The organism is Enterobacter sp. BNK-34 (genome assembly GCF_048684445.1).
Lineage (GTDB): Bacteria > Pseudomonadota > Gammaproteobacteria > Enterobacterales > Enterobacteriaceae > Enterobacter > Enterobacter pseudoroggenkampii.
Window position 1 is genome coordinate 2,223,018 of the sequence record NZ_JBLQUA010000001.1, and the last position, 24,008, is coordinate 2,247,025.

General features: G+C 54.9%; 23 protein-coding genes. 18 read left to right on the top strand and 5 right to left on the bottom strand.

Annotated elements, in window-relative coordinates:
* Positions 1 to 278 precede the first annotated feature (278 nt).
* From bolA to ACMGG5_RS10785, 11 genes are all read left to right on the top strand, one after another.
* On the top strand, positions 279 to 596 hold the full coding sequence (gene bolA, locus ACMGG5_RS10735; RefSeq protein WP_021241655.1) for a transcriptional regulator BolA: 318 nt from the start codon (positions 279 to 281) through the stop codon (positions 594 to 596).
* A 330-nt stretch (positions 597 to 926) separates the two neighbouring features.
* A complete protein-coding gene (gene tig, locus ACMGG5_RS10740; protein ID WP_024906818.1) occupies positions 927 to 2,225 on the top strand; it encodes a trigger factor in 1,299 nt (432 codons plus the stop codon).
* 259 nt (positions 2,226 to 2,484) lie between these two features.
* A complete protein-coding gene (clpP, locus tag ACMGG5_RS10745; protein WP_010428105.1) occupies positions 2,485 to 3,108 on the top strand; it encodes an ATP-dependent Clp endopeptidase proteolytic subunit ClpP in 624 nt (207 codons plus the stop codon).
* Between the two features lie 126 nt (positions 3,109 to 3,234).
* Entirely contained in the window at positions 3,235 to 4,509 is a 1,275-nt protein-coding gene (gene clpX / locus ACMGG5_RS10750) for an ATP-dependent protease ATP-binding subunit ClpX (RefSeq protein WP_024906819.1), read from the top strand.
* 182 nt (positions 4,510 to 4,691) lie between these two features.
* Entirely contained in the window at positions 4,692 to 7,046 is a 2,355-nt protein-coding gene (gene lon, locus ACMGG5_RS10755; protein ID WP_023334706.1) for an endopeptidase La, read from the top strand.
* A 210-nt stretch (positions 7,047 to 7,256) separates the two neighbouring features.
* Positions 7,257 to 7,529: a nucleoid-associated protein HU-beta gene (hupB, locus tag ACMGG5_RS10760; protein WP_002444653.1), complete on the top strand. Its 273-nt coding sequence runs from the start codon at positions 7,257 to 7,259 to the stop codon at positions 7,527 to 7,529.
* Between the two features lie 212 nt (positions 7,530 to 7,741).
* Positions 7,742 to 9,613, top strand: coding sequence for a peptidylprolyl isomerase (gene ppiD / locus ACMGG5_RS10765; RefSeq protein WP_420277831.1), 1,872 nt, complete (start codon positions 7,742 to 7,744; stop codon positions 9,611 to 9,613).
* Positions 9,614 to 9,761: 148 nt separating this feature from the next.
* Positions 9,762 to 10,142 (top strand): helix-hairpin-helix domain-containing protein, encoded by a 381-nt coding sequence (locus ACMGG5_RS10770; RefSeq protein WP_061715872.1) that lies wholly within the window; start codon positions 9,762 to 9,764, stop codon positions 10,140 to 10,142.
* Between the two features lie 99 nt (positions 10,143 to 10,241).
* Positions 10,242 to 10,640 carry a YbgC/FadM family acyl-CoA thioesterase gene (locus ACMGG5_RS10775; protein WP_024906822.1) on the top strand — a complete coding sequence of 133 codons (399 nt, stop codon included), beginning with the start codon at positions 10,242 to 10,244 and terminating at the stop codon, positions 10,638 to 10,640.
* Positions 10,641 to 10,687: 47 nt separating this feature from the next.
* Positions 10,688 to 11,041 carry a type II toxin-antitoxin system RelE/ParE family toxin gene (locus tag ACMGG5_RS10780; protein ID WP_024906823.1) on the top strand — a complete coding sequence of 118 codons (354 nt, stop codon included), beginning with the start codon at positions 10,688 to 10,690 and terminating at the stop codon, positions 11,039 to 11,041.
* Entirely contained in the window at positions 11,028 to 11,357 is a 330-nt protein-coding gene (locus ACMGG5_RS10785; protein ID WP_024906824.1) for an addiction module antidote protein, read from the top strand. Before ACMGG5_RS10780 ends, ACMGG5_RS10785 begins: the two co-directional genes overlap by 14 nt.
* Before the next feature lie 2 nt (positions 11,358 to 11,359).
* Here ACMGG5_RS10785 and queC read toward each other — a convergent pair whose 3' ends face one another.
* Together queC and ACMGG5_RS10795 are read right to left on the bottom strand one after the other, a co-directional pair.
* Positions 11,360 to 12,055, bottom strand: a complete 696-nt coding sequence (gene queC / locus ACMGG5_RS10790; protein ID WP_208763561.1) for a 7-cyano-7-deazaguanine synthase QueC — start codon at positions 12,053 to 12,055, stop codon at positions 11,360 to 11,362.
* Between the two features lie 66 nt (positions 12,056 to 12,121).
* Positions 12,122 to 13,822 carry an SgrR family transcriptional regulator gene (locus tag ACMGG5_RS10795; protein ID WP_420277832.1) on the bottom strand — a complete coding sequence of 567 codons (1,701 nt, stop codon included), beginning with the start codon at positions 13,820 to 13,822 and terminating at the stop codon, positions 12,122 to 12,124.
* Between the two features lie 101 nt (positions 13,823 to 13,923).
* Between ACMGG5_RS10795 and cof the strand changes: the two genes are divergently transcribed.
* A complete protein-coding gene (gene cof / locus ACMGG5_RS10800; protein ID WP_420277833.1) occupies positions 13,924 to 14,742 on the top strand; it encodes an HMP-PP phosphatase in 819 nt (272 codons plus the stop codon).
* Positions 14,743 to 14,783: 41 nt separating this feature from the next.
* On the opposite strand, the gene ACMGG5_RS10805 is transcribed toward cof, so the two are convergent.
* Positions 14,784 to 15,830, bottom strand: coding sequence for a PLP-dependent cysteine synthase family protein (locus tag ACMGG5_RS10805; RefSeq protein ID WP_048989744.1), 1,047 nt, complete (start codon positions 15,828 to 15,830; stop codon positions 14,784 to 14,786).
* A gap of 115 nt (positions 15,831 to 15,945) precedes the next feature.
* On the opposite strand from ACMGG5_RS10805, the gene ACMGG5_RS10810 reads away from it, so the two are divergent.
* The 5 genes from ACMGG5_RS10810 (at position 15,946) to amtB (ending at position 21,864) form a co-directional block, all read left to right on the top strand.
* Positions 15,946 to 16,404, top strand: coding sequence for an Lrp/AsnC family transcriptional regulator (locus tag ACMGG5_RS10810; RefSeq protein ID WP_023310581.1), 459 nt, complete (start codon positions 15,946 to 15,948; stop codon positions 16,402 to 16,404).
* Between the two features lie 30 nt (positions 16,405 to 16,434).
* Positions 16,435 to 18,207 carry a SmdA family multidrug ABC transporter permease/ATP-binding protein gene (locus ACMGG5_RS10815; RefSeq protein ID WP_148769736.1) on the top strand — a complete coding sequence of 591 codons (1,773 nt, stop codon included), beginning with the start codon at positions 16,435 to 16,437 and terminating at the stop codon, positions 18,205 to 18,207.
* Complete coding sequence (locus ACMGG5_RS10820; protein ID WP_024906830.1) at positions 18,200 to 19,981, top strand: SmdB family multidrug efflux ABC transporter permease/ATP-binding protein; 1,782 nt, start codon at positions 18,200 to 18,202, stop codon at positions 19,979 to 19,981. Before ACMGG5_RS10815 ends, ACMGG5_RS10820 begins: the two co-directional genes overlap by 8 nt.
* 219 nt (positions 19,982 to 20,200) lie before the next feature.
* Positions 20,201 to 20,539, top strand: a complete 339-nt coding sequence (glnK, locus tag ACMGG5_RS10825; RefSeq protein ID WP_008503304.1) for a P-II family nitrogen regulator — start codon at positions 20,201 to 20,203, stop codon at positions 20,537 to 20,539.
* 35 nt (positions 20,540 to 20,574) lie between these two features.
* Positions 20,575 to 21,864 (top strand): ammonium transporter AmtB, encoded by a 1,290-nt coding sequence (gene amtB, locus ACMGG5_RS10830; RefSeq protein ID WP_061715867.1) that lies wholly within the window; start codon positions 20,575 to 20,577, stop codon positions 21,862 to 21,864.
* A gap of 96 nt (positions 21,865 to 21,960) precedes the next feature.
* Here the strand turns inward: amtB and tesB are convergent, their stop codons facing one another.
* Entirely contained in the window at positions 21,961 to 22,821 is an 861-nt protein-coding gene (tesB, locus tag ACMGG5_RS10835; protein ID WP_024906832.1) for an acyl-CoA thioesterase II, read from the bottom strand.
* 200 nt (positions 22,822 to 23,021) lie between these two features.
* On the opposite strand from tesB, the gene ACMGG5_RS10840 reads away from it, so the two are divergent.
* On the top strand, positions 23,022 to 23,549 hold the full coding sequence (locus ACMGG5_RS10840; RefSeq protein WP_024906833.1) for a YbaY family lipoprotein: 528 nt from the start codon (positions 23,022 to 23,024) through the stop codon (positions 23,547 to 23,549).
* 30 nt (positions 23,550 to 23,579) lie between these two features.
* Here ACMGG5_RS10840 and ACMGG5_RS10845 read toward each other — a convergent pair whose 3' ends face one another.
* Positions 23,580 to 23,891 carry an MGMT family protein gene (locus tag ACMGG5_RS10845; RefSeq protein WP_061715865.1) on the bottom strand — a complete coding sequence of 104 codons (312 nt, stop codon included), beginning with the start codon at positions 23,889 to 23,891 and terminating at the stop codon, positions 23,580 to 23,582.
* Positions 23,892 to 24,008: the final 117 nt, after the last annotated feature.

Consider the following 24,008-nt stretch of genomic DNA (forward strand, 5'->3'; position numbering starts at 1 on the left):
TATAAAGAGAAAAATTGCCGCCATCATAACATCGCCAACGGCGAGGGGAAGTGGTCAACGCATGTAAATTCATCGCCTTGTCCGAAAACTGACCAGTTCACCGTTTTTCCCAATCCGTGTATGACAAAACGTATGAGTCTCACAGTGAACTTCATTCGTTTGAATGAGAAAATCAGACGAAAGCTAAATATTTGTTGTCAAGGTGTAATGGAAACGGTAAAAGCGGCTAACATTTAAAGGGATGGGTGACATCCTGGCGTTGTCGGAGGAGTAATTTCATGATGATACGTGAGCATATAGAAGATAAATTAAGGGCGGCGTTCAACCCTGTGTTCCTCGAAGTCGTCGACGAAAGCTATCGTCATAACGTGCCGGCAGGTTCTGAAAGCCACTTCAAAGTGGTTCTGGTTAGCGATCGCTTCACGGGAGAACGTTTCCTGAATCGGCATCGCTTGATCTACAGCACCTTGACGGAAGAACTCTCCACGACCGTACATGCGCTGGCACTGCATACCTACACCATTAAGGAATGGGAAGGCTTGCAGGATACGGTTTTTGCATCACCGCCCTGTCGCGGAGCAGGCACAATCGCCTGATAAATCGGATTTGCAACGGCTGGAGCTTTTCCAGTATGTTGCTTACAGATTTCCTCAAAACGGCCTCCGGGCCGTTTTGTTTTGTCTGAGTTTTGAGCGGATGGTGCGATTTTAAGGCTAAAAATAGCCTTAAAGTGTGAAAAAAGCCGCAGCAACATGCCCCAACCGTTCTCGACTCACCTAAGTGATGCCGCTATAATGCCGCGTCTTATTGAATGTCTTCGGGATGATTCTGGCGACAGGGAATGTGAATCTGCACTAAGAGAGCATCCCGGTATAACAGACAGATTCAGAGTTGACCGAGCACTGTGATTTTTTTGAGGTAACAAGATGCAAGTTTCAGTTGAAACCACTCAAGGCCTTGGCCGCCGTGTAACGATTACTATCGCTGCTGACAGCATCGAAACTGCTGTGAAAAGCGAGCTGGTCAACGTAGCAAAAAAAGTACGTATTGACGGCTTCCGCAAGGGCAAAGTACCAATGAATGTTGTTGCTCAGCGTTATGGCGCTTCCGTGCGTCAGGATGTGCTGGGTGAACTGATGAGCCGTAACTTTATTGATGCGATCATCAAAGAAAAAATCAATCCGGCCGGCGCGCCGAACTACGTTCCAGGCGAATACAAACTGGGCGAAGACTTCACCTACTCCGTAGAGTTCGAAGTGTACCCGGAAGTTGAGCTGAAAGGTCTGGAATCTATCGAAGTTGAAAAACCAGTTGTTTCCGTGACTGACGAAGACGTTGACGGCATGCTGGATACCCTGCGCAAGCAGCAGGCGAACTGGAAAGAGAAAGAAGGCGCTGTTGATGCTGAAGACCGTGTCACCATCGACTTCACCGGTTCTGTAGACGGCGAAGAGTTCGAAGGCGGTAAAGCGTCTGACTTCGTACTGGCAATGGGCCAGGGTCGTATGATCCCAGGCTTCGAAGACGGTATCAAAGGCCACAAGGCTGGCGAAGAGTTCACCATCGACGTGACCTTCCCGGAAGAATACCACGCTGAAAACCTGAAAGGGAAAGCAGCGAAGTTCGCTATCAACCTGAAGAAAGTTGAAGAGCGCGAACTGCCAGAACTGACTGAAGAATTCATCAAGCGTTTCGGCGTGGAAGATGGTTCCGTAGCGGGTCTGCGTACCGAAGTGCGTAAGAACATGGAACGCGAACTGAACGGCGCGGTGCGTAACCGTGTGAAATCTCAGGCGATCGAAGGTCTGGTGAAAGCCAACGACATCGACGTTCCAGCTGCCCTGATCGACAGCGAAATCGACGTTCTGCGCCGTCAGGCTGCACAGCGTTTCGGTGGCAACCAGCAGCAAGCGATGGAACTGCCACGCGAGCTGTTCGAAGAGCAAGCGAAACGCCGCGTAGTTGTTGGCCTGCTGCTGGGTGAAGTGATTCGTACCCACGAGCTGAAAGCTGACGAAGAGCGTGTGAAAGGCCTGATCGAAGAGATGGCTTCTGCATACGAAGATCCATCAGAAGTGATCGAGTTCTACGGTAAGAACAAAGAGCTGATGGACAACATGCGCAACGTCGCCCTGGAAGAGCAGGCTGTTGAAGCGGTACTGGCGAAAGCGAAAGTGTCCGAAAAAGCGACCTCTTTCAACGAACTGATGAACCAGCAGGCGTAATTTCGCCCCAACGGTTTAAAGTTTGAACAAAAACCCGTTGCCTTTTGGTGACGGGTTTTTTTTATCACACCAATAGCCCAGGAAGAGTGCTAAAACGCCCTTTCAGTGTTAGCGTAACAACAAAAGGTTGTTATGCTTGAAATAGGGCACTGTGAACCCCATAAGTACGTAATCACGATGAATGAGACTGGCTGATAATCCGTCCATAAGGTTACAATCAGTACAGCAGGTGTTTTCAATTTAGATCCAGGAGACGGAAATGTCATACAGTGGCGAACGAGATAACTTTGCACCCCATATGGCTCTGGTGCCAATGGTTATTGAACAGACCTCACGTGGTGAGCGATCTTTTGATATCTATTCCCGTCTGCTCAAGGAACGCGTTATCTTTCTGACCGGCCAGGTGGAAGACCACATGGCTAACCTGATCGTGGCGCAGATGCTGTTTCTGGAAGCGGAAAACCCGGAAAAAGACATTTACCTGTACATCAACTCCCCGGGGGGCGTGATTACAGCGGGGATGTCCATTTATGACACCATGCAATTCATCAAGCCAGATGTCAGCACTATCTGTATGGGTCAGGCTGCATCTATGGGCGCGTTCCTGTTAACAGCAGGGGCGAAAGGTAAGCGTTTCTGCTTGCCAAATTCCCGCGTGATGATTCACCAGCCGCTGGGCGGTTACCAGGGGCAGGCGACGGATATCGAAATCCACGCCCGCGAAATTCTGAAAGTAAAAGCGCGCATGAATGAACTTATGGCGCAGCATACGGGTCAACCACTCGAGCAGATCGAGCGCGATACCGAGCGCGATCGCTTCCTCTCTGCACCAGAGGCAGTTGAGTACGGCTTAGTCGACTCCGTGTTGACCCATCGTAATTGATGCCCGCGACGCGAGTGTGCCGCTATACTAAGGTAGGGCGGCACGCTGCTTATTGCAGCTTGCGTCTTAGATTGGCATTTGCGTCGTCATGTGCGGCACAAAGAACTTAAAAAGAGGTTTGGACTCATGACAGATAAACGCAAAGATGGTTCGGGCAAACTGCTGTACTGCTCTTTTTGCGGCAAAAGCCAGCATGAAGTGCGTAAACTGATTGCCGGGCCGTCCGTGTATATCTGCGACGAATGTGTCGATTTATGTAACGACATCATTCGCGAAGAGATTAAAGAAGTCGCACCGCACCGTGAGCGCAGCGCGCTGCCAACGCCGCATGAAATTCGTCATCACCTTGACGACTACGTCATCGGACAGGAGCAGGCCAAGAAAGTGCTGGCGGTAGCGGTCTATAACCACTACAAACGTCTGCGTAACGGCGACACCAGCAATGGCGTAGAACTGGGTAAAAGTAACATTCTGCTGATCGGCCCAACCGGTTCCGGTAAAACGCTGCTGGCTGAAACCCTGGCGCGTCTGCTTGATGTTCCGTTCACCATGGCGGATGCCACCACCCTGACCGAGGCCGGTTATGTGGGTGAGGATGTTGAAAACATCATCCAGAAACTGCTGCAGAAATGCGATTACGACGTACAGAAAGCCCAGCGCGGGATTGTTTACATCGATGAGATCGACAAGATCTCCCGTAAATCCGACAACCCGTCCATTACCCGTGACGTATCGGGTGAAGGCGTACAGCAGGCACTGCTGAAGCTGATCGAAGGTACGGTTGCCGCTGTTCCGCCACAGGGTGGTCGTAAACATCCTCAGCAGGAGTTCCTGCAGGTTGATACCTCCAAGATCCTGTTCATCTGTGGCGGTGCGTTTGCTGGTCTGGATAAAGTCATCTCCCACCGTGTTGAAACCGGCTCCGGCATTGGTTTTGGCGCAACGGTGAAATCGACGTCCGAAAAACCAAACGAAGGTGAACTGCTGTCTCAGGTTGAACCAGAAGATCTGATCAAATTCGGTCTGATCCCTGAATTCATCGGCCGTCTGCCGGTTGTGGCAACGCTGAATGAGCTGAGTGAAGACGCGCTGATCCAGATCCTGAAAGAGCCAAAAAATGCGCTGACCAAGCAGTATCAGGCGCTGTTCAATCTGGAAGGCGTTGACCTGGAATTCCGCGACGAAGCGCTGGATGCCATTGCCAAGAAAGCGATGATCCGTAAAACCGGTGCCCGTGGCCTGCGTTCTATCGTTGAAGCGGCACTGCTCGACACCATGTACGATCTGCCATCGATGGAAGACGTGGAGAAAGTGGTGATTGACGAGTCCGTCATCAGCGGTCAAACCAAGCCGCTGCTGATTTACGGCAAACCGGAAGCACAGCAGGCATCTGGCGAATAATTCACCAAATCATACAAGCAGTTAATCAAAAAGGGGGGATTTTATCTCCCCTTTACTTTTTCCGTATTCATAGCGTTGAATGTGTGGCAAACATCCCCATATACTGGATACATGTTAATGGTTATGTGAAGCACAGTGACATGACCAGCTTACCTGGCGGACACTAACTAAGAGAGAGCTCTATGAATCCTGAGCGTTCTGAACGCATTGAAATCCCCGTATTGCCGTTGCGCGATGTGGTGGTTTATCCGCACATGGTCATACCCTTATTTGTAGGGCGGGAAAAATCTATCCGTTGCCTCGAAGCCGCTATGGATCATGATAAAAAAATCATGCTGGTGGCGCAGAAAGAAGCATCAACGGATGAGCCGGGTGTAAACGATCTTTTCACCGTCGGGACCGTGGCCTCCATTTTGCAGATGCTGAAGCTGCCTGACGGCACCGTGAAGGTGCTGGTAGAAGGGCTGCAGCGTGCGCGTATTACCACTCTGTCAGACGACGGCGAGCACTTCTCTGCGAAGGCAGAGTACCTTGATTCGCCTGAGCTTGATGAGCGCGAGCAGGAAGTGCTGGTGCGCACCGCGATTAGCCAGTTTGAAGGCTATATCAAGCTGAACAAGAAAATCCCACCAGAAGTGCTGACGTCGCTGAACAGCATCGACGATCCTGCACGTCTGGCGGACACCATCGCTGCCCATATGCCGCTGAAGCTGGCTGACAAACAGTCCGTGCTGGAAATGTCCGACGTTAACGAACGTCTGGAATACCTGATGGCGATGATGGAGTCCGAAATCGATCTGCTGCAGGTTGAGAAGCGCATTCGCAACCGCGTGAAAAAGCAGATGGAGAAATCCCAGCGTGAGTACTATCTGAATGAGCAAATGAAGGCCATTCAGAAAGAGCTGGGCGAGATGGACGACGCGCCGGACGAAAACGAAGCGCTGAAGCGTAAGATCGACGCGGCGAAGATGCCGAAAGAGGCGAAAGAGAAAGCCGAAGCAGAACTGCAGAAGCTGAAAATGATGTCTCCAATGTCGGCTGAAGCGACCGTTGTACGCGGCTATATTGAGTGGATGGTGCAGGTTCCGTGGAACGCCCGCAGCAAGGTCAAAAAAGACCTGCGTCAGGCGCAGGAAATCCTGGATACTGACCACTACGGCCTGGAACGCGTGAAAGACCGCATTCTTGAGTACCTCGCGGTACAGAGCCGTGTAAACAAAATCAAAGGCCCAATTCTGTGCCTGGTCGGGCCGCCGGGGGTGGGCAAAACCTCTCTGGGTCAGTCCATCGCCAAAGCGACCGGACGTAAGTATATCCGTATGGCGCTGGGTGGCGTACGCGATGAGGCGGAAATCCGCGGTCACCGCCGTACCTACATCGGTTCTATGCCGGGTAAACTGATCCAGAAGATGGCGAAAGTGGGGGTTAAAAACCCGCTGTTCCTGCTCGATGAGATCGATAAGATGTCGTCGGACATGCGTGGCGACCCTGCGTCTGCACTGCTGGAAGTGCTTGATCCAGAACAGAACGTGGCGTTCAGCGATCACTACCTGGAAGTGGACTACGACCTGAGCGATGTGATGTTCGTGGCGACCTCCAACTCCATGAACATTCCGGCCCCGCTGCTGGACCGTATGGAAGTGATCCGTCTCTCCGGTTATACCGAAGATGAGAAGCTGAACATTGCTAAGCAGCACCTGCTGCCGAAACAGATCGAGCGTAACGCGCTGAAAGCCAACGAGCTGACCGTCGAGGACAGCGCGATTATCGGCATCATTCGCTACTACACCCGTGAAGCGGGCGTGCGTAGCCTTGAGCGTGAAATCTCTAAACTGTGCCGTAAGGCGGTGAAACAGCTGCTGCTGGATAAGAGCCTGAAACACATTGTGATTAACGGCGATAATCTGCATGCGTACCTGGGCGTCCAGCGCTTCGACTACGGTCGCGCGGACAACGAAAACCGCGTTGGTCAGGTGACTGGCCTGGCATGGACGGAAGTGGGTGGCGATCTGCTGACCATCGAAACCGCCTGTGTGCCAGGTAAAGGCAAACTGACCTACACCGGCTCGCTGGGTGAAGTGATGCAGGAGTCCATCCAGGCGGCGCTGACCGTGGTGCGCGCACGTGCGGAGAAACTGGGTATCAACCCTGATTTCTACGAAAAACGCGACATCCACGTGCACGTACCTGAAGGGGCGACGCCGAAAGATGGTCCAAGCGCGGGTATTGCCATGTGTACCGCTCTGGTTTCCTGTCTGACAGGGAACCCGGTGCGTGCTGATGTGGCAATGACCGGTGAAATCACGCTGCGTGGTCAGGTTCTGCCGATTGGTGGTTTAAAAGAAAAACTGCTGGCGGCGCACCGCGGTGGGATCAAAACCGTATTGATCCCTTACGAAAATAAACGCGATCTGGAAGAGATTCCGGACAACGTGATTGCCGATCTGCAGATTCATCCTGTTAAGCGAATTGAGGAAGTTCTCAGTCTCGCACTGCAGAATGAACCCTCCGGAATGCAGGTTGTAACCGCAAAATAGTGACCTCGCGCAAAGAGCGTCAATAAAAACAAGGCTGGTAAGTCATTTCGCACTTGCCAGCCTTTTTTTGTATAGCTAATTTAGATTGCTGATTAGGTCAGCCATCAACAACGGGTGTTGTAAGGTCATGGCAGGCCTGATATAACTGCTGCGCGGTCGCGTTGTGAAGGATTCAGGCGCGATATAAATTATAAAGAGAGGAAGAGAACAGTGAATAAATCTCAACTGATTGACAAAATTGCTGCTGGTGCTGATATTTCTAAAGCTGCAGCTGGACGTGCCTTAGATGCATTAATTGCTTCTGTTACTGAATCTCTGCAGGCTGGGGACGACGTTGCACTGGTAGGCTTCGGTACTTTTGCTGTTAAAGAGCGTGCTGCCCGTACTGGCCGCAACCCTCAGACCGGTAAAGAGATCACCATTGCTGCTGCTAAAGTGCCGGGTTTCCGTGCAGGTAAAGCGCTGAAAGACGCAGTAAACTGATTGCTTTCCCGTTTCAGGGAAGCCGGAAAGTACAAGGGCGCATCATTTGATGTGCCTTTTTTGTTTGTCCAGACCTGATTTGTGCGAGTTTATGCGAGTTGTGGGCTGACAATCGCCCCGTTTTCTTGTCACAATACACCTTCACGCGCGACGGGCAGGATTTTCCGTCAGCGTCAGGTAACCAGTCACCTACAGCGGAGTGTTGTTACACCATGATGGACAGCTTACGCACGGCTGCTAACAGTCTCGTGCTCAAGATTATTTTCGGTATCATTATCGTGTCGTTCATATTGACCGGCGTGAGCAGTTACCTTATTGGCGGTGGCGCAAACTATGCCGCAAAAGTGAATGGCCAGGAGATCAGCCGTGGTCAGTTCGAGAATGCTTTTGCCGGTGAACGTAACCGTATGCAGCAACAGCTGGGCGACCAATTCTCTGAACTGGCGGCGAACGAAGGGTACATGAAGACCCTGCGCCAGCAGACACTGAACCGTCTTATCGACGAAGCGCTTCTGGATCAGTATGCCAAAAAACTGGGCCTTGGCATCAGCGATGAGCAGGTGAAAAAAGCCATCTTCTCCACCCAGGCTTTCCAGTCTAACGGTAAATTCGACAACGCGCGTTATAACAGCATCGTCAACCAGATGGGCATGACGGCCGATCAGTACGCGCAGGCTCTGCGTAATCAGCTGACCACCCAGCAGCTCATCAATGCCGTTGTGGGCACCGATTTCATGCTCAAAGGTGAAACGGACGAACTGGCCGCGCTGGTGGCGCAGCAGCGCGTTGTACGCGAAGCGACTATTGATGTGAACGCCCTGGCGGCGAAACAGCAGGTGAGCGACGCTGACGTTAACGCTTACTACGAGCAGAACAAGAATTCCTTTGTTTCTCCAGAGCAGTTCCGTGTGAGCTACATCAAGCTGGATGCTGCCGCGCTGCAGGAAACCGCGTCTGATGCGGAAATCCAGTCTTACTACGACCAGCATCAGGATCAGTTCACTCAGCCGCAGCGTAACCGCTACAGCGTGATTCAGACGAAGACCGAGGCTGATGCCAAAGCGGTACTGGAAGAGCTGAATAAAGGCGCTGATTTCGCGACCGTTGCGAAAGCGAAATCCACCGACATTATCTCTGCGAAAAACGGCGGTGATATGGGATGGCTGGAAGACGCGACCACACCGGATGAGCTGAAAAATGCCGGTCTGAAAGAGAAAGGTCAACTTTCTGGCGTCATCAAGTCTTCCGTTGGTTTCCTGGTCGCGCGTCTGGACGACATCACCGTGGCGAAAACCAAGCCTCTGGCTGAGGTTCGCGACGATATCGCGGCGAAAGTGAAACAGGAAAAAGCGCTGGATGCCTACTACGCGCTGCAGCAGAAGGTGAGCGATGCTGCCAGCAACGACAACGAATCTCTGGCGGGTGCTGAGCAGGCGGCGGGTGTGAAGGCGGTTGAGACGGGCTGGTTTGGTCGTGACAACCTGCCGGAAGAGCTGAACTTTAAACCGGTTTCCGATGCCATCTTCAATGGTGGTCTGGTGGGTGAGAACGGCACGCCGGGCAGTAACTCTGACATCATTACCGTCGACGGCGATCGTGCGTTTGTGTTGCGCGTCAGCGAGCACAAGCCAGAAGCGGTCAAACCGCTGGCGGACGTGAAGGATCAGGTCGTTGCCCAGGTTAAGCACAACAAAGCGGAACAGCAGGCGAAACTGGATGCTGAAAAGATTCTGTCTGATTTGAAAGCGGGTAAAGAAGACGCGCTGAAAGCGGCTGGCCTGAGCTTCGGTGAAGCGAAAACGCTGAGCCGTACCGGCCAGGACCCAATCAGCCAGGCCGCGTTTGGTCTGACTCTGCCTGCGAAGGACAAGCCAAGCTTCGGTACCACCACCGATGCGCAGGGTAACGTCGTTCTGCTGGCGCTGGATGAAGTAAAAGCCGGCACCCTGCCAGACGCGCAGAAGAAAGCGATGGTTCAGGGGATTACCCAGAACAATGCTCAGATTGCCTTCGAAGCCATGATGAGCAACCTGCGTAAAGAAGCCAAAATCAAGCTGGGTGATGTGATGACTCAGCAGCAGTAATTACGTGTCTGCTCGCAGATTTTCGTAACGCTCTGCAATAACTAAAGGCCGCTTTCGCGGCCTTTTCCATTTCTGCAATCTGCTGTTTGTGCCGGGTTTATCTGGCGGCTATCGTGACGTGGCTGTCAACAAACAAGGAGATAACAGCATGAAATGTGGAATCAAAGCACTGTTAATTACGCTGGCTATTGCCACCACCGGGATGAGCGCGGGCGCGCTGGCGGCGACGCCCGCCGCCAAACCACAGGCTACGCAGAGCAAGTCCGACGCAGCCGCGCCGGTGCAAGGGCAAACCAAAGCGACTGACGCCGGTAAAAATGCGGATGATGACGGTACGCGGGTGAGTATCAATTCGGCCTCGGCGGAAGATCTGGCCCGCGTGATGAATGGCGTCGGCCTGAAAAAAGCGCAGGCCATCGTCAGCTACCGCGAAGAGTATGGTCCTTTCAAAACGGTCGACGATCTCAAACAGGTTCCGGGCATGGGGGGCGCACTGGTTGAGCGCAACCTCTCACACCTGACGCTGTAATTACGCAATTTCTTGCACTGCGGCAAAATTTTGCCAGGATAAAGAGGTCATACCAGTTATGACCTCTCATCCTACAATAACAGTAAAGGCAATTGCGCTATGCAGACAAAAATCAAAGTACGCGGTTTTCATCTCGACGTTTATCAGCATGTGAACAACGCTCGCTATCTTGAGTTTCTTGAAGAAGCGCGCTGGGACGGGCTGGAAAATAGCGAAAGTTTTCAGTGGCTGACCGCGCACAACATCGCGTTTGTGGTCGTCAATATCAATATCAACTACCGGCGTCCGGCCGTGCTGGGCGATGTGCTCACGGTGACCAGCCAGGTGCAGCAGATCAACGGCAAAAGCGGGGTGCTAAGCCAGGTGGTGACGCTCGATCCTGAAGGGCAGGTGGTGGCTGATGCGCTGATTACTTTTGTCTGTATCGATCTGAAAACGCAGAAAGCGCTGCCGCTGGAAGGGGAGCTGCGGGAAAAGCTGGAGTTGATGATCGCGTAGGAATTTGTCTTTTATAAAAGACAAAAGGGTTTTTCAGGGATAGAATAATGGACAGGGACTACGTTGTTGAACGTTACCGGACCCGTGACGGAAAAGTGCCGTTTGAAGAGTGGGTAGCCAGAATGAATCGAAAGGATCCGGATATGGTTTTCCGGATCCTTATGCGGATTAACCGTGCGATAAAACGTAATTTTGGCGATTACAGGTATCTCAGGGAAGGTGTTTGGGAGATGCGAGTCGACAGTGGCCCCGGCTACAGAATCTATTTTTCAGTAGAGAATCGGCAGGTTTTATTGTTACTGATCGGTGGTGACAAAAAGAGCCAAAAAGCAGATATCCAACTGGCAGTAGATTACTGGAAAGATCATCAAACAAAAGGACATTCCAATGAGTGCCGCTGAACGAAAATATTCGAGCTCCGTTAACCACCATGATGCTGTTGTGAAAATGCTGCGAGAGAATCCTTCCTACGCTCAGCGTTATCTGCAAACGGCCCTGGAAGAGATCTATGAAGACCAGGGGATCCCTGCTTATCTCATTGCACTCCGTCAGGTCATCGAAGCGCGAGGCGGTATCGGAGAAATTTCTACCAAAGCAGGTCTGTCCCGCCAGCAGCTATACCGAACCTTATCAGACAACGGCAACCCAACGCTGACAACGCTGATGAAAGTCACCCGTGCTGCCGGTGTGAAACTGTTCGACAGCACGGTCAAATAGCCCTATTTAAGCCCGGTCTTTTTCTGCATCGCGGCCATCACGCCGACTTTATCGGCAAGATAGTGGTTCAGCCCGTTAGCGCGAAGATTACAGGCCGCGCAGTGGCCGCAACCGTCGCCTTTGATACCGTTATAGCAGGTGAGCGTTTCGCTGCGAACGAGGTCCAGCTTGCCCCAGTAGTCCGCCAGCGCCCAGGTTTCTGCTTTATCCAGCCACATGAGCGGGGTTTCAAAGCGCGTCTCTTTCGCCATCCCCAGATTGACGGCGTGGTTTAACGCTTTCACGAACTCATCACGACAGTCCGGGTAGCCGGAGAAGTCGGTCTCGCACACGCCCGTGATCACCGCTTCGGCTTTTACCTGGTAAGCGTAGATCGCCGTCAGGGTCAGGAAGAGGATATTACGACCCGGCACGAAGGTATTCGGAATGCCGCTGGCATCGGGTTCGTAGTCCGGGACGGGAATACTGTCCCGGGTGAGGCTGCTTACGGCCAGTTCATTTAACAGCGTAACGTCCAGCACCTTGTGCGCGCGTGCGCCCAGTTTCAGGGCAAGTTCACGGGCAACGTCGATTTCAGCGCGATGACGCTGACCATAATCGAAAGTCACACAGTGAACTTCATCGTACTGATGAAGAGCCTGAACCAGGCAGGTAGTAGAGTCTTGTCCTCCGCTGAACACGACGACGGCACGTTTCATAAATCATCTCGACTGTTACGGTAAAAACGTTATGTTACCGTCAGACCACGACGGCGACCAGCTTCTTCACGATTTAGGGGCGGGCAGCCAGGCTTCGGTAAAGTCAAACCAGCCGCGGGTGTTGAGGCGTATGCCGTTGACACCCGGCGGGGCGCTGATCTGGTATTGATAATTGAACAGTGGGGTGATCACCGCCTTTTCCATGAGTCCGGAGAAAATGGCCCTGAGCCCGGCATGTCTGGCCTGCTCATCGGACTGAGTCTGTACCGCATCCAGCGTGGCCTGCAGATGGGCATATTGCGGCGCGCTCAGCAGGTGTGGCCAGAGGGCATCACAGCGTAGCCACTGCTCAAGCGTATATTCCGGCGCTTCGCCAATCAGCCTGTCACCCATCATGAGATCCGCGTCCGCCAGTTGCTGGCATCCGTCCCAGGTTTTTGCGTCGTGAAAGATAACCGTTAGCTCGCAGCCCTGCTGTGCAAGGTACTGTTTTAGCTGACGCGCCATCGTGTGCAACTCAACCGGCAAATGGTAAATCAGGGTTAAGGTCTCCGGCAGGGGGACATGTGCCAGATCCGACCACTGAGGGATCGCCCATCCGGGCAGTAATTCCTCTGTTGGGGTAATCAGCCCCTCGTTAAGCGGTAGCGTGTGCAGAAGCGATGAGAGATGAATGATGTTAATGAGCCGTCGTGCCTGCATTTCACTCAGCCGCGGGCTTTGCTTCAGGGTGAGATAGCAAAAGCCAAGACTGGTACTGTTCGTCACCAGGCGCAGGCTTTCAAGTTCATCCGGCTCGCCAATGGCGATCTGCACCGGATGGCGACAGCTGGTACCCAGCCCATAGTCAAACAGCGACGGTGTGATCCAGTATTCGATAGCCTTAAGCAGCGGGTGGCTGAGATGGTACTGTTCGTGGCTTTCCAGACGAACCAGATCCGGCGCATACACGCTGAGTCTGAAGGGGCCGCAGCCCGTCTGCGGCTGTTCGGGATGTGCAAGCCGGCTACAGTAGGTGGCGAGGCGGTGTGCCAGCCAGTAATCCGGCTGGTGCAGTGTGAACGTCAGACACTGGGGATGGGTGACGTCAATGCGCAGGACGCTTTGGAACAGTTTACGCAGGGCGGGTAAGGCAAAAAGCGCATTCAGGCTTTGCTGAAGCTGTCCGGTTTCGACCTTATCGCCGTTATGCCAGTGCAGAGTGGAACGAATATAGAAATGCCAGCGCAAACCGTCCGTCGACACCTCCCAGTGATGAGCGAGATCGCCCGTGGGTTCACTGCTGTTGCCGTGAAATCGCGTCAGTCCGGAGAATACCTGTCCAGCAAGATGCTGCTCCGCCCGACCAGGTAAAAAACCCGGCTGAAGCGGATCCAGTGAGCGGTAATAGGGGATGCGCAGCGTCGGCGTGTCGTTTTGCCACTGCCCGCCTAAAAACGGATGTAGCAACGATCGTAATTCTGCAGGGGCAAGCTGTGCCAGTTCCAGCGCGTTATGCTGCTGCCCGCTCTTCAGCGCCTCCTCCATCATCGCATTGCGCAGTGACTCCGGCGTGACATGGAACGTAAGCTCACCCCGCTTACCGCGGCCAGACTGCGCTCGCCAGCTCAGCCAGCCCGCCTCCTGGGCCTGACGCAGCAGCGTTCGGACATGCCGCTCGCTACAAAAACAGCGGGCGGCCAGCTCGCTGATGGTGACCTGTTGCGTTGCACCCAGGGAAGGCTGCCACAGGCGGTGATACTGGTTGAGTCGATTGAGCTGGCGCATAAGAAACCCGGAACAATAATTATCATCTATTCACTATTACTTCCGTATATCTCACACGATACTGATGCACAAGTTAACCGCATCACATTTCGGGAGTAATCATGGCTCGGCTCGCTGCATTTGATATGGACGGTACGTTGTTAATGCCGGATCACTGTTTAGGGGAAAAAACCCTGAACACGCTGAAGCGCCTGCACGAGCGTAATGTCACCCTGACGTTTGCCACCGGGCGTCATGTGCTGGAAATGCGCCACCTGCTGGGGGCGTTTTCCCTCGACGCCTTTCTGATCACCGGCAACGGGACGCGAATTCACTCCGTAGAAGGCGACGTGCTGCATCGACAGGATCTCAACCCGGAAGTGGCGGACATCGTGCTGCACAGCACCTGGGACACGCAGGCCAGCATCCACGTCTTTAACGATCGGGGATGGTTTACCGGAAGCGACATCCCGGAATTATTGCACGCGCATGTTTACAGCGGCTTTAAATACCAGCTTATCGATCTGCGTCGGATCCCCGCCCATGCGGTAACTAAGATCTGCTTCTGCGGCGATCACGACGATCTGTGCCGCTTACGGATTCAACTGAATGAGGCGCTGGGCGACCGGGCGCACCTGACCTTCTCGGCGGTGGATTGCCTGGAAGTGCTGCCGGTGGGCTGTAACAAAGGTTCCGCTCTGGCGGTTCTGAGCGACCACCTGGGCTTAACGCTGCAGGAGTGTATGGCGTTTGGTGACGCCATGAACGACCGCGAAATGCTTGGCAGCGTAGGTCGCGGTCTGATCATGGGGAATGCGATGGCGCAGCTGAAAGCAGAACTTCCTCATCTGCCGGTTATTGGTCACTGCCGTAATGAGGCGGTGTCCCATTTTTTGACGCATTGGCTGGACAACAGCAACCTCCCATATTCCCCCGAATAGTGAGACCCTTCCAGCAAGCCAGACTTCGGTCTGGCTTTTTTTTATTTCACAAGCTGCGCAATCTGCGCTTTCCACGGCGTGATGTCGCCAATGTTGGCCTGCACCCACTCCGCGTTGTAGTAGGTCTCAAGATAACGCTCGCCGCTGTCACACAGCAGCGTGACGATGGAACCGGTGCGACCCTCTTCGCGCATACGTGCGGCAAGCTGCAGCGCGCCCCACATATTTGTGCCCGTGGAGGCACCCACCTTGCGGCCAAGCTGCGTTTCCAGCCAGTGCGCCGTTGCCACGCTGGCGGCATCCGGTACGCGCATCATCTCGTCCACCACGTCGGGGATGAAAGAGGGCTCCACGCGCGGGCGGCCAATCCCTTCAATTTTACTGCCCACCGGGCTGCGCAGACCGGCATCGCGGTTTTGCCAGTAGTCGAGGAACACGGAGTTCTGCGGGTCAACCACCATCAGCTGGGTATCGTAGCCCTGACAGCGGATGTAGCGTCCGATCGTGGCTGAGGTGCCGCCGGTACCGGCGCTCATGACAATATACGACGGAACCGGATGCGGTTCGTGGGTCATCTGGCGGAAGATACTGTCGGCAATGTTGTTATTGCCGCGCCAGTCCGTTGCGCGCTCGGCGAAGGTGAACTGGTCCATATAGTGACCGTTCAGCTCACGGGCCAGCATTTCGGAGGCGGCGTAGATTTCGCAGGCGCTTTCCACAAAGTGGCAGCGACCGCCGTAAAATTCGATCTGCTCGATTTTGCGTTTTGCGGTGCATGACGGCATCACCGCGATAAACGGCAGGCCCAGCAGGCGGGCAAAATAGGCTTCGGACACCGCCGTTGAACCGGATGAGGATTCAATGATGGTGGTGCCTTCTTTGATCCAGCCGTTACATAAACCGTATAAAAACAGCGAGCGCGCCAGGCGATGCTTCAGGCTACCGGTAGGATGGGTGCTTTCGTCTTTCAGATAGAGCTGAATGCCGTCAAATCCCGGCAGGGAAAGGCGAATCAGGTGCGTATCCGCCGAGCGCTGATAGTCGGCATTGATTTCGCTGATCGCATGTTTAACCCAGGTGCTATTCATCGTCGTTATCCGTTTGTCATTTTGTGCCTAGCATAGCGAAAAGCACAGAAAAAATTGTTGCTATCTGGCCTTTAAAATAGAATGAAGGGAGAAAAATTTTCTCTGTGAGGTGGGTATGCTAGATAAAATTGACCGCAAGCTCCTTTCATTGCTGCAAAATGACTGTACCCTCTCTTTGCAGGCGCTGGCAGATGCCGTTAATCTGACCACCACCCCGTGCTGGAAGCGTCTTAAGAAGCTGGAAGATGACGGCATTCTTCTGGGGCGCGTCGCGTTATTAGATCCTGAAAAACTGGGGCTTGGGTTGACGGCATTTGTGTTGATTAAAACCCAGCATCACAGCAGCGAGTGGTATTGCCGCTTCGTCACTCAGGTGTCTGAGATGCCCGAGGTGCTCGGTTTCTGGCGCATGGCCGGCGAGTACGATTACCTGATGCGCGTCCAGGTGGCCGACATGAAGCGCTATGATGATTTCTACAAGCGGCTGGTGAACAGCGTACCCGGTTTGTCGGACGTCACCTCAAGTTTCGCCATGGAACAGATTAAATACACCACAGCATTACCTATTGAATAACTTCGTAAAATACCTTCAGGAACAAACTGCGTGCGATTATTTGCCCAATTAAGCTGGTACTTTCGTCGGGAGTGGCAACGCTACCTCGGTGCAGTAGCCCTGCTTATTATCATTGCCATCCTGCAGCTGATCCCGCCGAAAGTGGTGGGGTACGTCGTGGATGGCGTCACCGAACAGCATTACACCACCGCACGGGTGTTGATGTGGGTCGGCACGCTGGTGCTGACGGCGGTCATTGTTTATCTGTTGCGCTACGTCTGGCGCGTGCTGCTGTTTGGTGCGTCCTATCAGCTGGCCGTGGAGCTGCGTGAAGATTTTTACCGCCAGCTGAGCCGACAGCATCCTGAATTTTATCTGCGCCACCGTACCGGGGATCTCATCGCCCGCGCCACTAACGACGTCGATCGTGTGGTCTTTGCTGCCGGGGAAGGGGTATTGACGCTGGTGGACTCGCTGGTGATGGGCTGTGCGGTGCTGATCGTGATGTCCACGCAGATCAGCTGGCAGTTGACCCTGCTCGCTCTTCTGCCGATGCCGATCATGGCGCTGGCGATCAATCGCTATGGTGAACAGCTGCACGAGCGCTTTAAGCTGGCGCAGGCGGCGTTTTCGTCTCTGAACGATCGCACCCAGGAGAGCATGACCAGCATTCGCATGATCAAAGCGTTTGGCCTGGAAGACCGGCAATCTGCGCTGTTTGCGGCCGATGCGGCGGACACGGGAGCGAAAAACATGCGCGTTGCGCGTATTGACGCCCGCTTCGACCCGACGATCTATATCGCGATTGGCATGGCGAACCTTTTGGCGATTGGCGGCGGCAGCTGGATGGTGGTGCAGGGCACGTTGACCCTGGGGCAATTAACCAGCTTTGCGATGTATCTGGGGCTCATGATCTGGCCGATGCTGGCGCTGGCCTGGATGTTTAACATCGTGGAGCGCGGCAGTGCCGCCTATAGCCGCATTCGCGCCATGCTGGCCGAAGCGCCTGTGGTCGTTGACGGCAGCGACGCGGTACCGGAAGGGCGCGGCGTCATGACCGTCGACGTCCGGCAGTTTATCTATCCGCATACGGAGAATCCGGTACTGGAGAACGTCAGCTTTACCCTACAGCCGGGCCAGATGCTGGGCATCTGCGGCCCGACGGGATCCGGCAAAAGTACCGTGCTGTCGCTGCTCCAGCGCCACTTTGACGTCACCGAGGGTGATATCCGCTTCCACGATATTCCCCTGACCAGGCTATTGCTTGATGAATGGCGTGGCCGTCTGGCGGTTGTCAGCCAGACGCCGTTTTTATTTTCGGACACCGTGGCGAACAACATAGCCCTTGGACGTCCGTCGGCGACGCAGGAAGAGATTGAACATGTGGCGCGTTTGGCCAGTGTACATGAGGATATTTTGCGTCTGCCGCAGGGCTACGAAACGGAAGTTGGGGAACGCGGCGTCATGCTGTCCGGGGGACAAAAACAGCGTATCTCCATTGCCCGCGCGCTGCTGCTGAATGCGGAAATCCTGATCCTGGATGATGCGCTTTCTGCCGTGGATGGCCGTACCGAGCACGAAATCCTGCATAACCTGCGCCAGTGGGGCGACGGACGCACGGTGATTATCAGCGCCCACCGTTTGTCAGCGCTCACCGAAGCCAGCGAAATTCTGGTCTTACAACACGGGCACATTGCCCAGCGCGGGCAGCATGAAACGCTGGCCGAGCAGCCGGGCTGGTATCGCGATATGTACCGCTATCAACAGCTTGAAGCGGCGCTGGACGATGCGCCGGAGCAGGATGAGGAGGCCGCCAATGCGTAAGCTCGGAACGATGTGGCCGACGCTTAAACGTCTGCTGGCCTACGGCTCACCGTGGCGTAAACCGCTCTCGGTGGCCGTGCTTTTGCTCTGGATTGCAGCAATTGCCGAGGTGAGCGGTCCGCTGCTCATCAGCTATTTTATCGACAACATGGTCGCCAAAAGCTATCTACCGCTGGGTCTGGTGGCGGGTTTAGGCGTGGCCTACGTCGGCTTACAGCTGACGGCGGCAGGGTTGCACTATGCTCAGTCGCTGCTGTTTAACCGTGCAGCCGTTGGCGTTGTACAGCAGCTGCGTACGGACGTGATGGACGCGGCGCTTCGCCAGCCGCTCAGCGAGTTTGATATCCAGCCAGTCGGGCAGGTGATATCGCGCGTGACCAACGATACCGAGGTGATCCGCGATCTGTACGTCACCGTGGTTGCGACGGTATTACGCAGCGCGGCGCTGATTGGCGCGATGCTGGTGGCGATGTTCAGCCTCGACTGGCGCATGGCGCTGGTGGCGATCACCATCTTCCCGGCGGTGCTGATTGTTATGGTGATTTACCAGCGCTACAGCACGCCGATTGTGCGTCGGGTGCGCGCTTACCTGGCCGACATCAATGATGGCTTCAACGAAGTGATCAACGGCATGAGCGTCATCCAGCAGTTCCGCCAGCAGGCGCGCTTTGGCGAACGCATGGGCGAAGCCAGCCGTTCGCACTATATGGCGCGTATGCAGACGCTGCGCCTGGACGGTTTCCTGCTGCGACCGCTGCTGAGCCTTTTCTCGGCGCTGGTGCTGTGTGGGCTGCTGATGCTCTTTGGCCTGAGCTCAAACGGTACGATTGAAGTGGGCGTGCTGTATGCTTTTATTAGCTATCTGGGACGCCTCAACGAGCCGCTGATCGAGCTCACTACGCAGCAATCGATGCTGCAACAGGCGGTCGTCGCCGGTGAGCGCGTCTTTGAGCTGATGGACAGGCCGCGTCAGGCCTACGGCAATGATGAGCGACCTCTGCAAAGCGGGGCTATCACCTTTGATAACGTCTCGTTTGCCTATCGCGAAGACCGCCTGGTGTTGCAGGACATCACGCTTGACGTTCCGTCGCGCGGTTTTGTGGCGCTGGTGGGGCATACCGGCAGTGGTAAGAGCACGCTTGCCAGCCTGTTGATGGGCTATTACCCGGTCACGCAAGGTGAAATCCGCCTCGACGGACGCCCGCTTGCGTCTCTCAGCCACACCGTGTTACGCAAAGGCGTTGCGATGGTGCAGCAGGATCCGGTCGTTCTGGCCGATACCTTCTACGCCAACGTGACCCTGGGGCGAGACTACACCCAGGAGCAGGTCTGGGACGTGCTGGAAAAAGTGCAGCTGGCAGAGCTGGCGCGCGGGTTCAGCGACGGGATCAACACGAAGCTGGGCGAGCAGGGGAACAATCTCTCTGTCGGGCAAAAGCAGCTTCTGGCACTGGCGCGGGTGCTGATTGAAACGCCGCAGATACTGATTCTGGATGAAGCGACGGCCAGTATTGACTCCGGCACCGAGCAGGCTATCCAGCAGGCGCTGGCCGCGGTACGCGATCATACGACGCTGGTGGTGATTGCCCACCGCCTTTCCACCGTCGTCGATGCGGATACCATTCTGGTGCTGCATCGCGGACAGGCCGTTGAGCGCGGTACGCACCGCGAGCTGCTGGAAGCAAAAGGGCGCTACTGGCAGATGTACCAGCTGCAGCTGGCGGGCGAAGAGCTGGCCGCCAGCGTGCGTGATGAAGAGTCGCTTAGCGCCTGATGCACTAAAATGAGGCGGCGCGCTAACAGTCATTCCTGTTGGTGCAAAACTGAAACGCACCCTGCACCGGCATGGTGCGTTTTTTTCACCCGGGCGTTTAACAGAACCGTGTAACGCTCATCACACCGTTGTTCCCCTTCGTTTTCATTTCTGGCACACCCCTTGCAATACCTTCTGCGTAAGCTGCGGCCATTACCGAATTCTGACTGGAGGGGATCTATGAAGCTGGTTACGGTTGTAATCAAACCATTCAAACTCGAAGACGTGCGCGAAGCATTGTCTTCAATGGGTATTCAGGGACTGACTGTCACCGAAGTGAAAGGCTTTGGTCGTCAGAAGGGTCATGCCGAGCTTTATCGCGGGGCGGAATACAGCGTTAACTTTCTGCCAAAAGTAAAAATTGATGTTGCGATTGCTGACGATCAGCTTGACGAAGTCATTGATGTCATTAGCAAAGCGGCCTATACCGGCAAAATTGGCGACGGCAAAATTTTCGTTGCCGAACTGCAGCGCGTCATTCGCATTCGTACCGGCGAATCTGACGAAGCGGCTCTGTAATTAACGCCTGGCACACAGTGATAGGGATCGAGAAAATGAAGATAGCAACACTTAAAACGGGTCTGGGTTCGCTGGCACTGCTGCCGGGCCTGGCGCTGGCTGCTACCCCTGCGGTGGTCGACAAAGCCGATAACGCCTTTATGATGATCAGCACCGCGCTGGTGCTGTTCATGTCCATTCCGGGCATTGCGCTGTTCTACGGCGGCCTGATCCGTGGCAAAAACGTTCTCTCCATGCTGACGCAGGTTGCCGTGACGTTCGCACTGGTCTGCGTGCTGTGGGTGGTTTACGGTTACTCGCTGGCGTTCGGCACGGGCAACGCGTTCTTTGGTAACTTCGACTGGGTGATGCTGAAAAATATTGAGCTGACCGCGCTGATGGGCAGCTTCTATCAGTATATCCACGTTGCGTTCCAGGGCTCATTCGCCTGTATTACCGTCGGGCTGATTGTGGGCGCGCTCGCCGAGCGTATTCGTTTCTCTGCGGTCCTGATCTTCGTGGTGGTCTGGCTGACGCTCTCCTATGTGCCGATTGCGCACATGGTCTGGGGTGGCGGTCTGCTGGCAACGCACGGTGCGCTGGACTTTGCGGGCGGTACCGTTGTTCACATCAACGCCGCGGTAGCGGGTCTGGTGGGTGCCTACCTGATTGGCAAACGCGTGGGCTTCGGTAAAGAAGCGTTTAAACCGCACAACCTGCCGATGGTCTTTACCGGTACGGCTATCCTCTACTTTGGCTGGTTTGGCTTCAACGCCGGCTCAGCGAGTGCAGCAAACGAAATCGCCGCGCTGGCCTTCGTGAACACCGTTGTGGCCACGGCGGGTGCAATCCTCTCCTGGGTATTTGGCGAGTGGGCGGTACGCGGTAAACCTTCTCTGCTGGGTGCCTGTTCGGGTGCCATTGCCGGTCTGGTTGGCATCACGCCTGCGTGTGGTTATGTCGGTGTGGGCGGTGCGCTGCTGGTCGGCCTGGTGTCCGGTCTGGCGGGGCTGTGGGGCGTGACCGCACTGAAACGTCTGCTGCGCGTGGATGACCCTTGCGACGTATTTGGCGTCCACGGCGTGTGCGGTATCGTCGGCTGTATCATGACCGGTATCTTCGCGGCGAAATCGCTGGGTGGTGTGGGCTACGCTGAAGGCGTCACCATGGTTCACCAGCTTCTGGTGCAGCTGGAAAGTATTGCTATCACCGTGGTGTGGTCTGCCGTTGTCGCTTTCATTGGCTACAAACTGGCGGATATGACCGTCGGTCTGCGTGTCCCTGAAGAGCAGGAACGCGAAGGTCTGGACGTCAACAGCCACGGCGAGAATGCGTATAACGCGTAATAAACAGCAAAACGGCAACCTGAGGTTGCCGTTTTTAGTGTTTGTTCCCTCTCCCCGTGGGAGAGGGTCAGGGTGAGGGCATCAGGCCGCACATAATCACCCGCGATTACGCATTACCCCTTCCTGCACCGTTGAAGCGACCAGCACGCCGTCCTGGGTATAAAACTCCCCACGCACAAACCCGCGAGCGCTCGACGCCGACGTACTCTCCACGCTGTAGAGCAGCCACTCATTCATGTTGAAGGGACGGTGGAACCACATCGAGTGATCGATCGTCGCGACCTGCATCCCTTTTTCGAGGAAGCCGACGCCGTGCGGCTGCAGCGCCACCGGCAGGAAGTTGAAGTCAGACGCGTAGCCCAGCAGATACTGATGCACGCGGAAATCTTCCGGCACGGTGCCGTTAGCCCGGATCCACACCTGGCGCTTTGGCTCGGCGGTGTGGCCCTTCATCGGGTTGTGGAACTCAACCGGGCGGATCTCCAGCGGTTTATCGCAGAGAAACTTCTCTTTGACCTGCGGCGGAAGCAGATGCGCCAGCGCACGGGCGATATCCGTTTCCGATTTGAGATCGTCTGGCGCGGGTGCCGGCGGCATCACTTTCTGGTGTTCATACCCGGGTTCCGGCGCCTGGAAAGAGGCGGTCATGTAAAAGATCGGCTTGCCGTTCTGAATGGCCGCGACGCGGCGCGCGCTGAAGCTGTTGCCGTCTCTCAGGACCTCAACGTCATACACGATCGGTTTCGCGCTATCGCCAGGGCGTAAGAAGTAGCTGTGGAAAGAATGCACCAGACGGTCTGCCGGGACAGTCTCCTTTGCAGCGTACAGCGCTTGTCCAACGACTTGCCCCCCGAAGACCTGGCGTAAGCCGAGATCTTCGCTCTGTCCGCGAAAGAGTCCTTCCTCAATTTTTTCCAGATTCAGTAATGTCAGCAGATTGTTCAGTGCCTGACTCATAGTTGTCCTCAATAAACGCCGTAGCGAAAGATAGGCTGAGTATAACGCAGAAATGAAAGTGGTCCGATGGGTAGAATAATCTGAATATCAGGATGATTTCAGGCATTAATCAGTGAGTTGTGCCACACTTAACTACGTTATGTGATTGAAACGACATCGGATGGGATCGATCCCGCTGGTGCATTGATAAGGAGACTTCAATGAAACTCGTGCCCATGCTAAGTGGTGTAGCTATTGCGGTGGCGTTGTCCGCCTGTGCCGGTAAGAGCGCCCAGGTGCCAGTGCCAGCAGCAGACCCGAACGGGATTAATACCCTTTCGCAGCAATCCATTCAGCAGCCTAACGTTTCCGGTACCATCTGGATTAAACAGAGAGTTGCGCTGCCGCCGGATGCGGTATTAACCGTGACGCTGTCTGATGCTTCCCTGGCCGACGCACCGTCGAAAGTCGTGGCTCAGCGTGCCGTTCGTACTGAAGGCAAGCAGGCGCCGTTTAGCTTCGTGTTGCCGTATAACCCGTCGGACGTGCAGCCTAATGCCCGTATCCTGCTGAGCGCAGCGGTAACCATTAACGGTAAGCTGGTCTTCATTACCGATACGGTCCAGGAAGCGATTAACAACGGTGGGACCAAAATCGACCTGAACCTGGTGCCTGTGCAGCAGACCGAAGTGCCGGTCGCGCCGCAGACCAATCAGCCGTCCCTGCCAACCCCACCGACTCAGATGTAATGTGTATCCCCCTCTCCTTCGGGAGAGGGGTCAATATTCCCAGCGAAATTTCTGCAAATCGATCTGACCCGACCCTGACACCTGCACCCCCTCTGAAAGTAACGCCTGGCGCTGACGCTGGAGATCCGGCCCGGTGAGCGAAATGGTGCCATGACGATTCACTACCCGATGCCAGGGCAACGTACTGCCTTCCGGCAGCCGTTTCAGGACGCCTCCAACCTGTCGCGCCGCGCGCGGTGAACCGGCCAGGCGTGCGACATCACCATAGGTGGTGACATAGCCTTCCGGAATTGAGGCAACGATTTGCCATACGCGCTGTGGAAAGGAGTCGTGTTCGTCCATACCTTCACCTGTGGGGAGTTTCTGGAAAGCTATGGTAAACCAGGATCTTCATGATTGCTGCGTCTGTTTGCGCAAGAAACCAGCATCCGGTTCCTGGCGGCTTGCAATTGGGCCCTC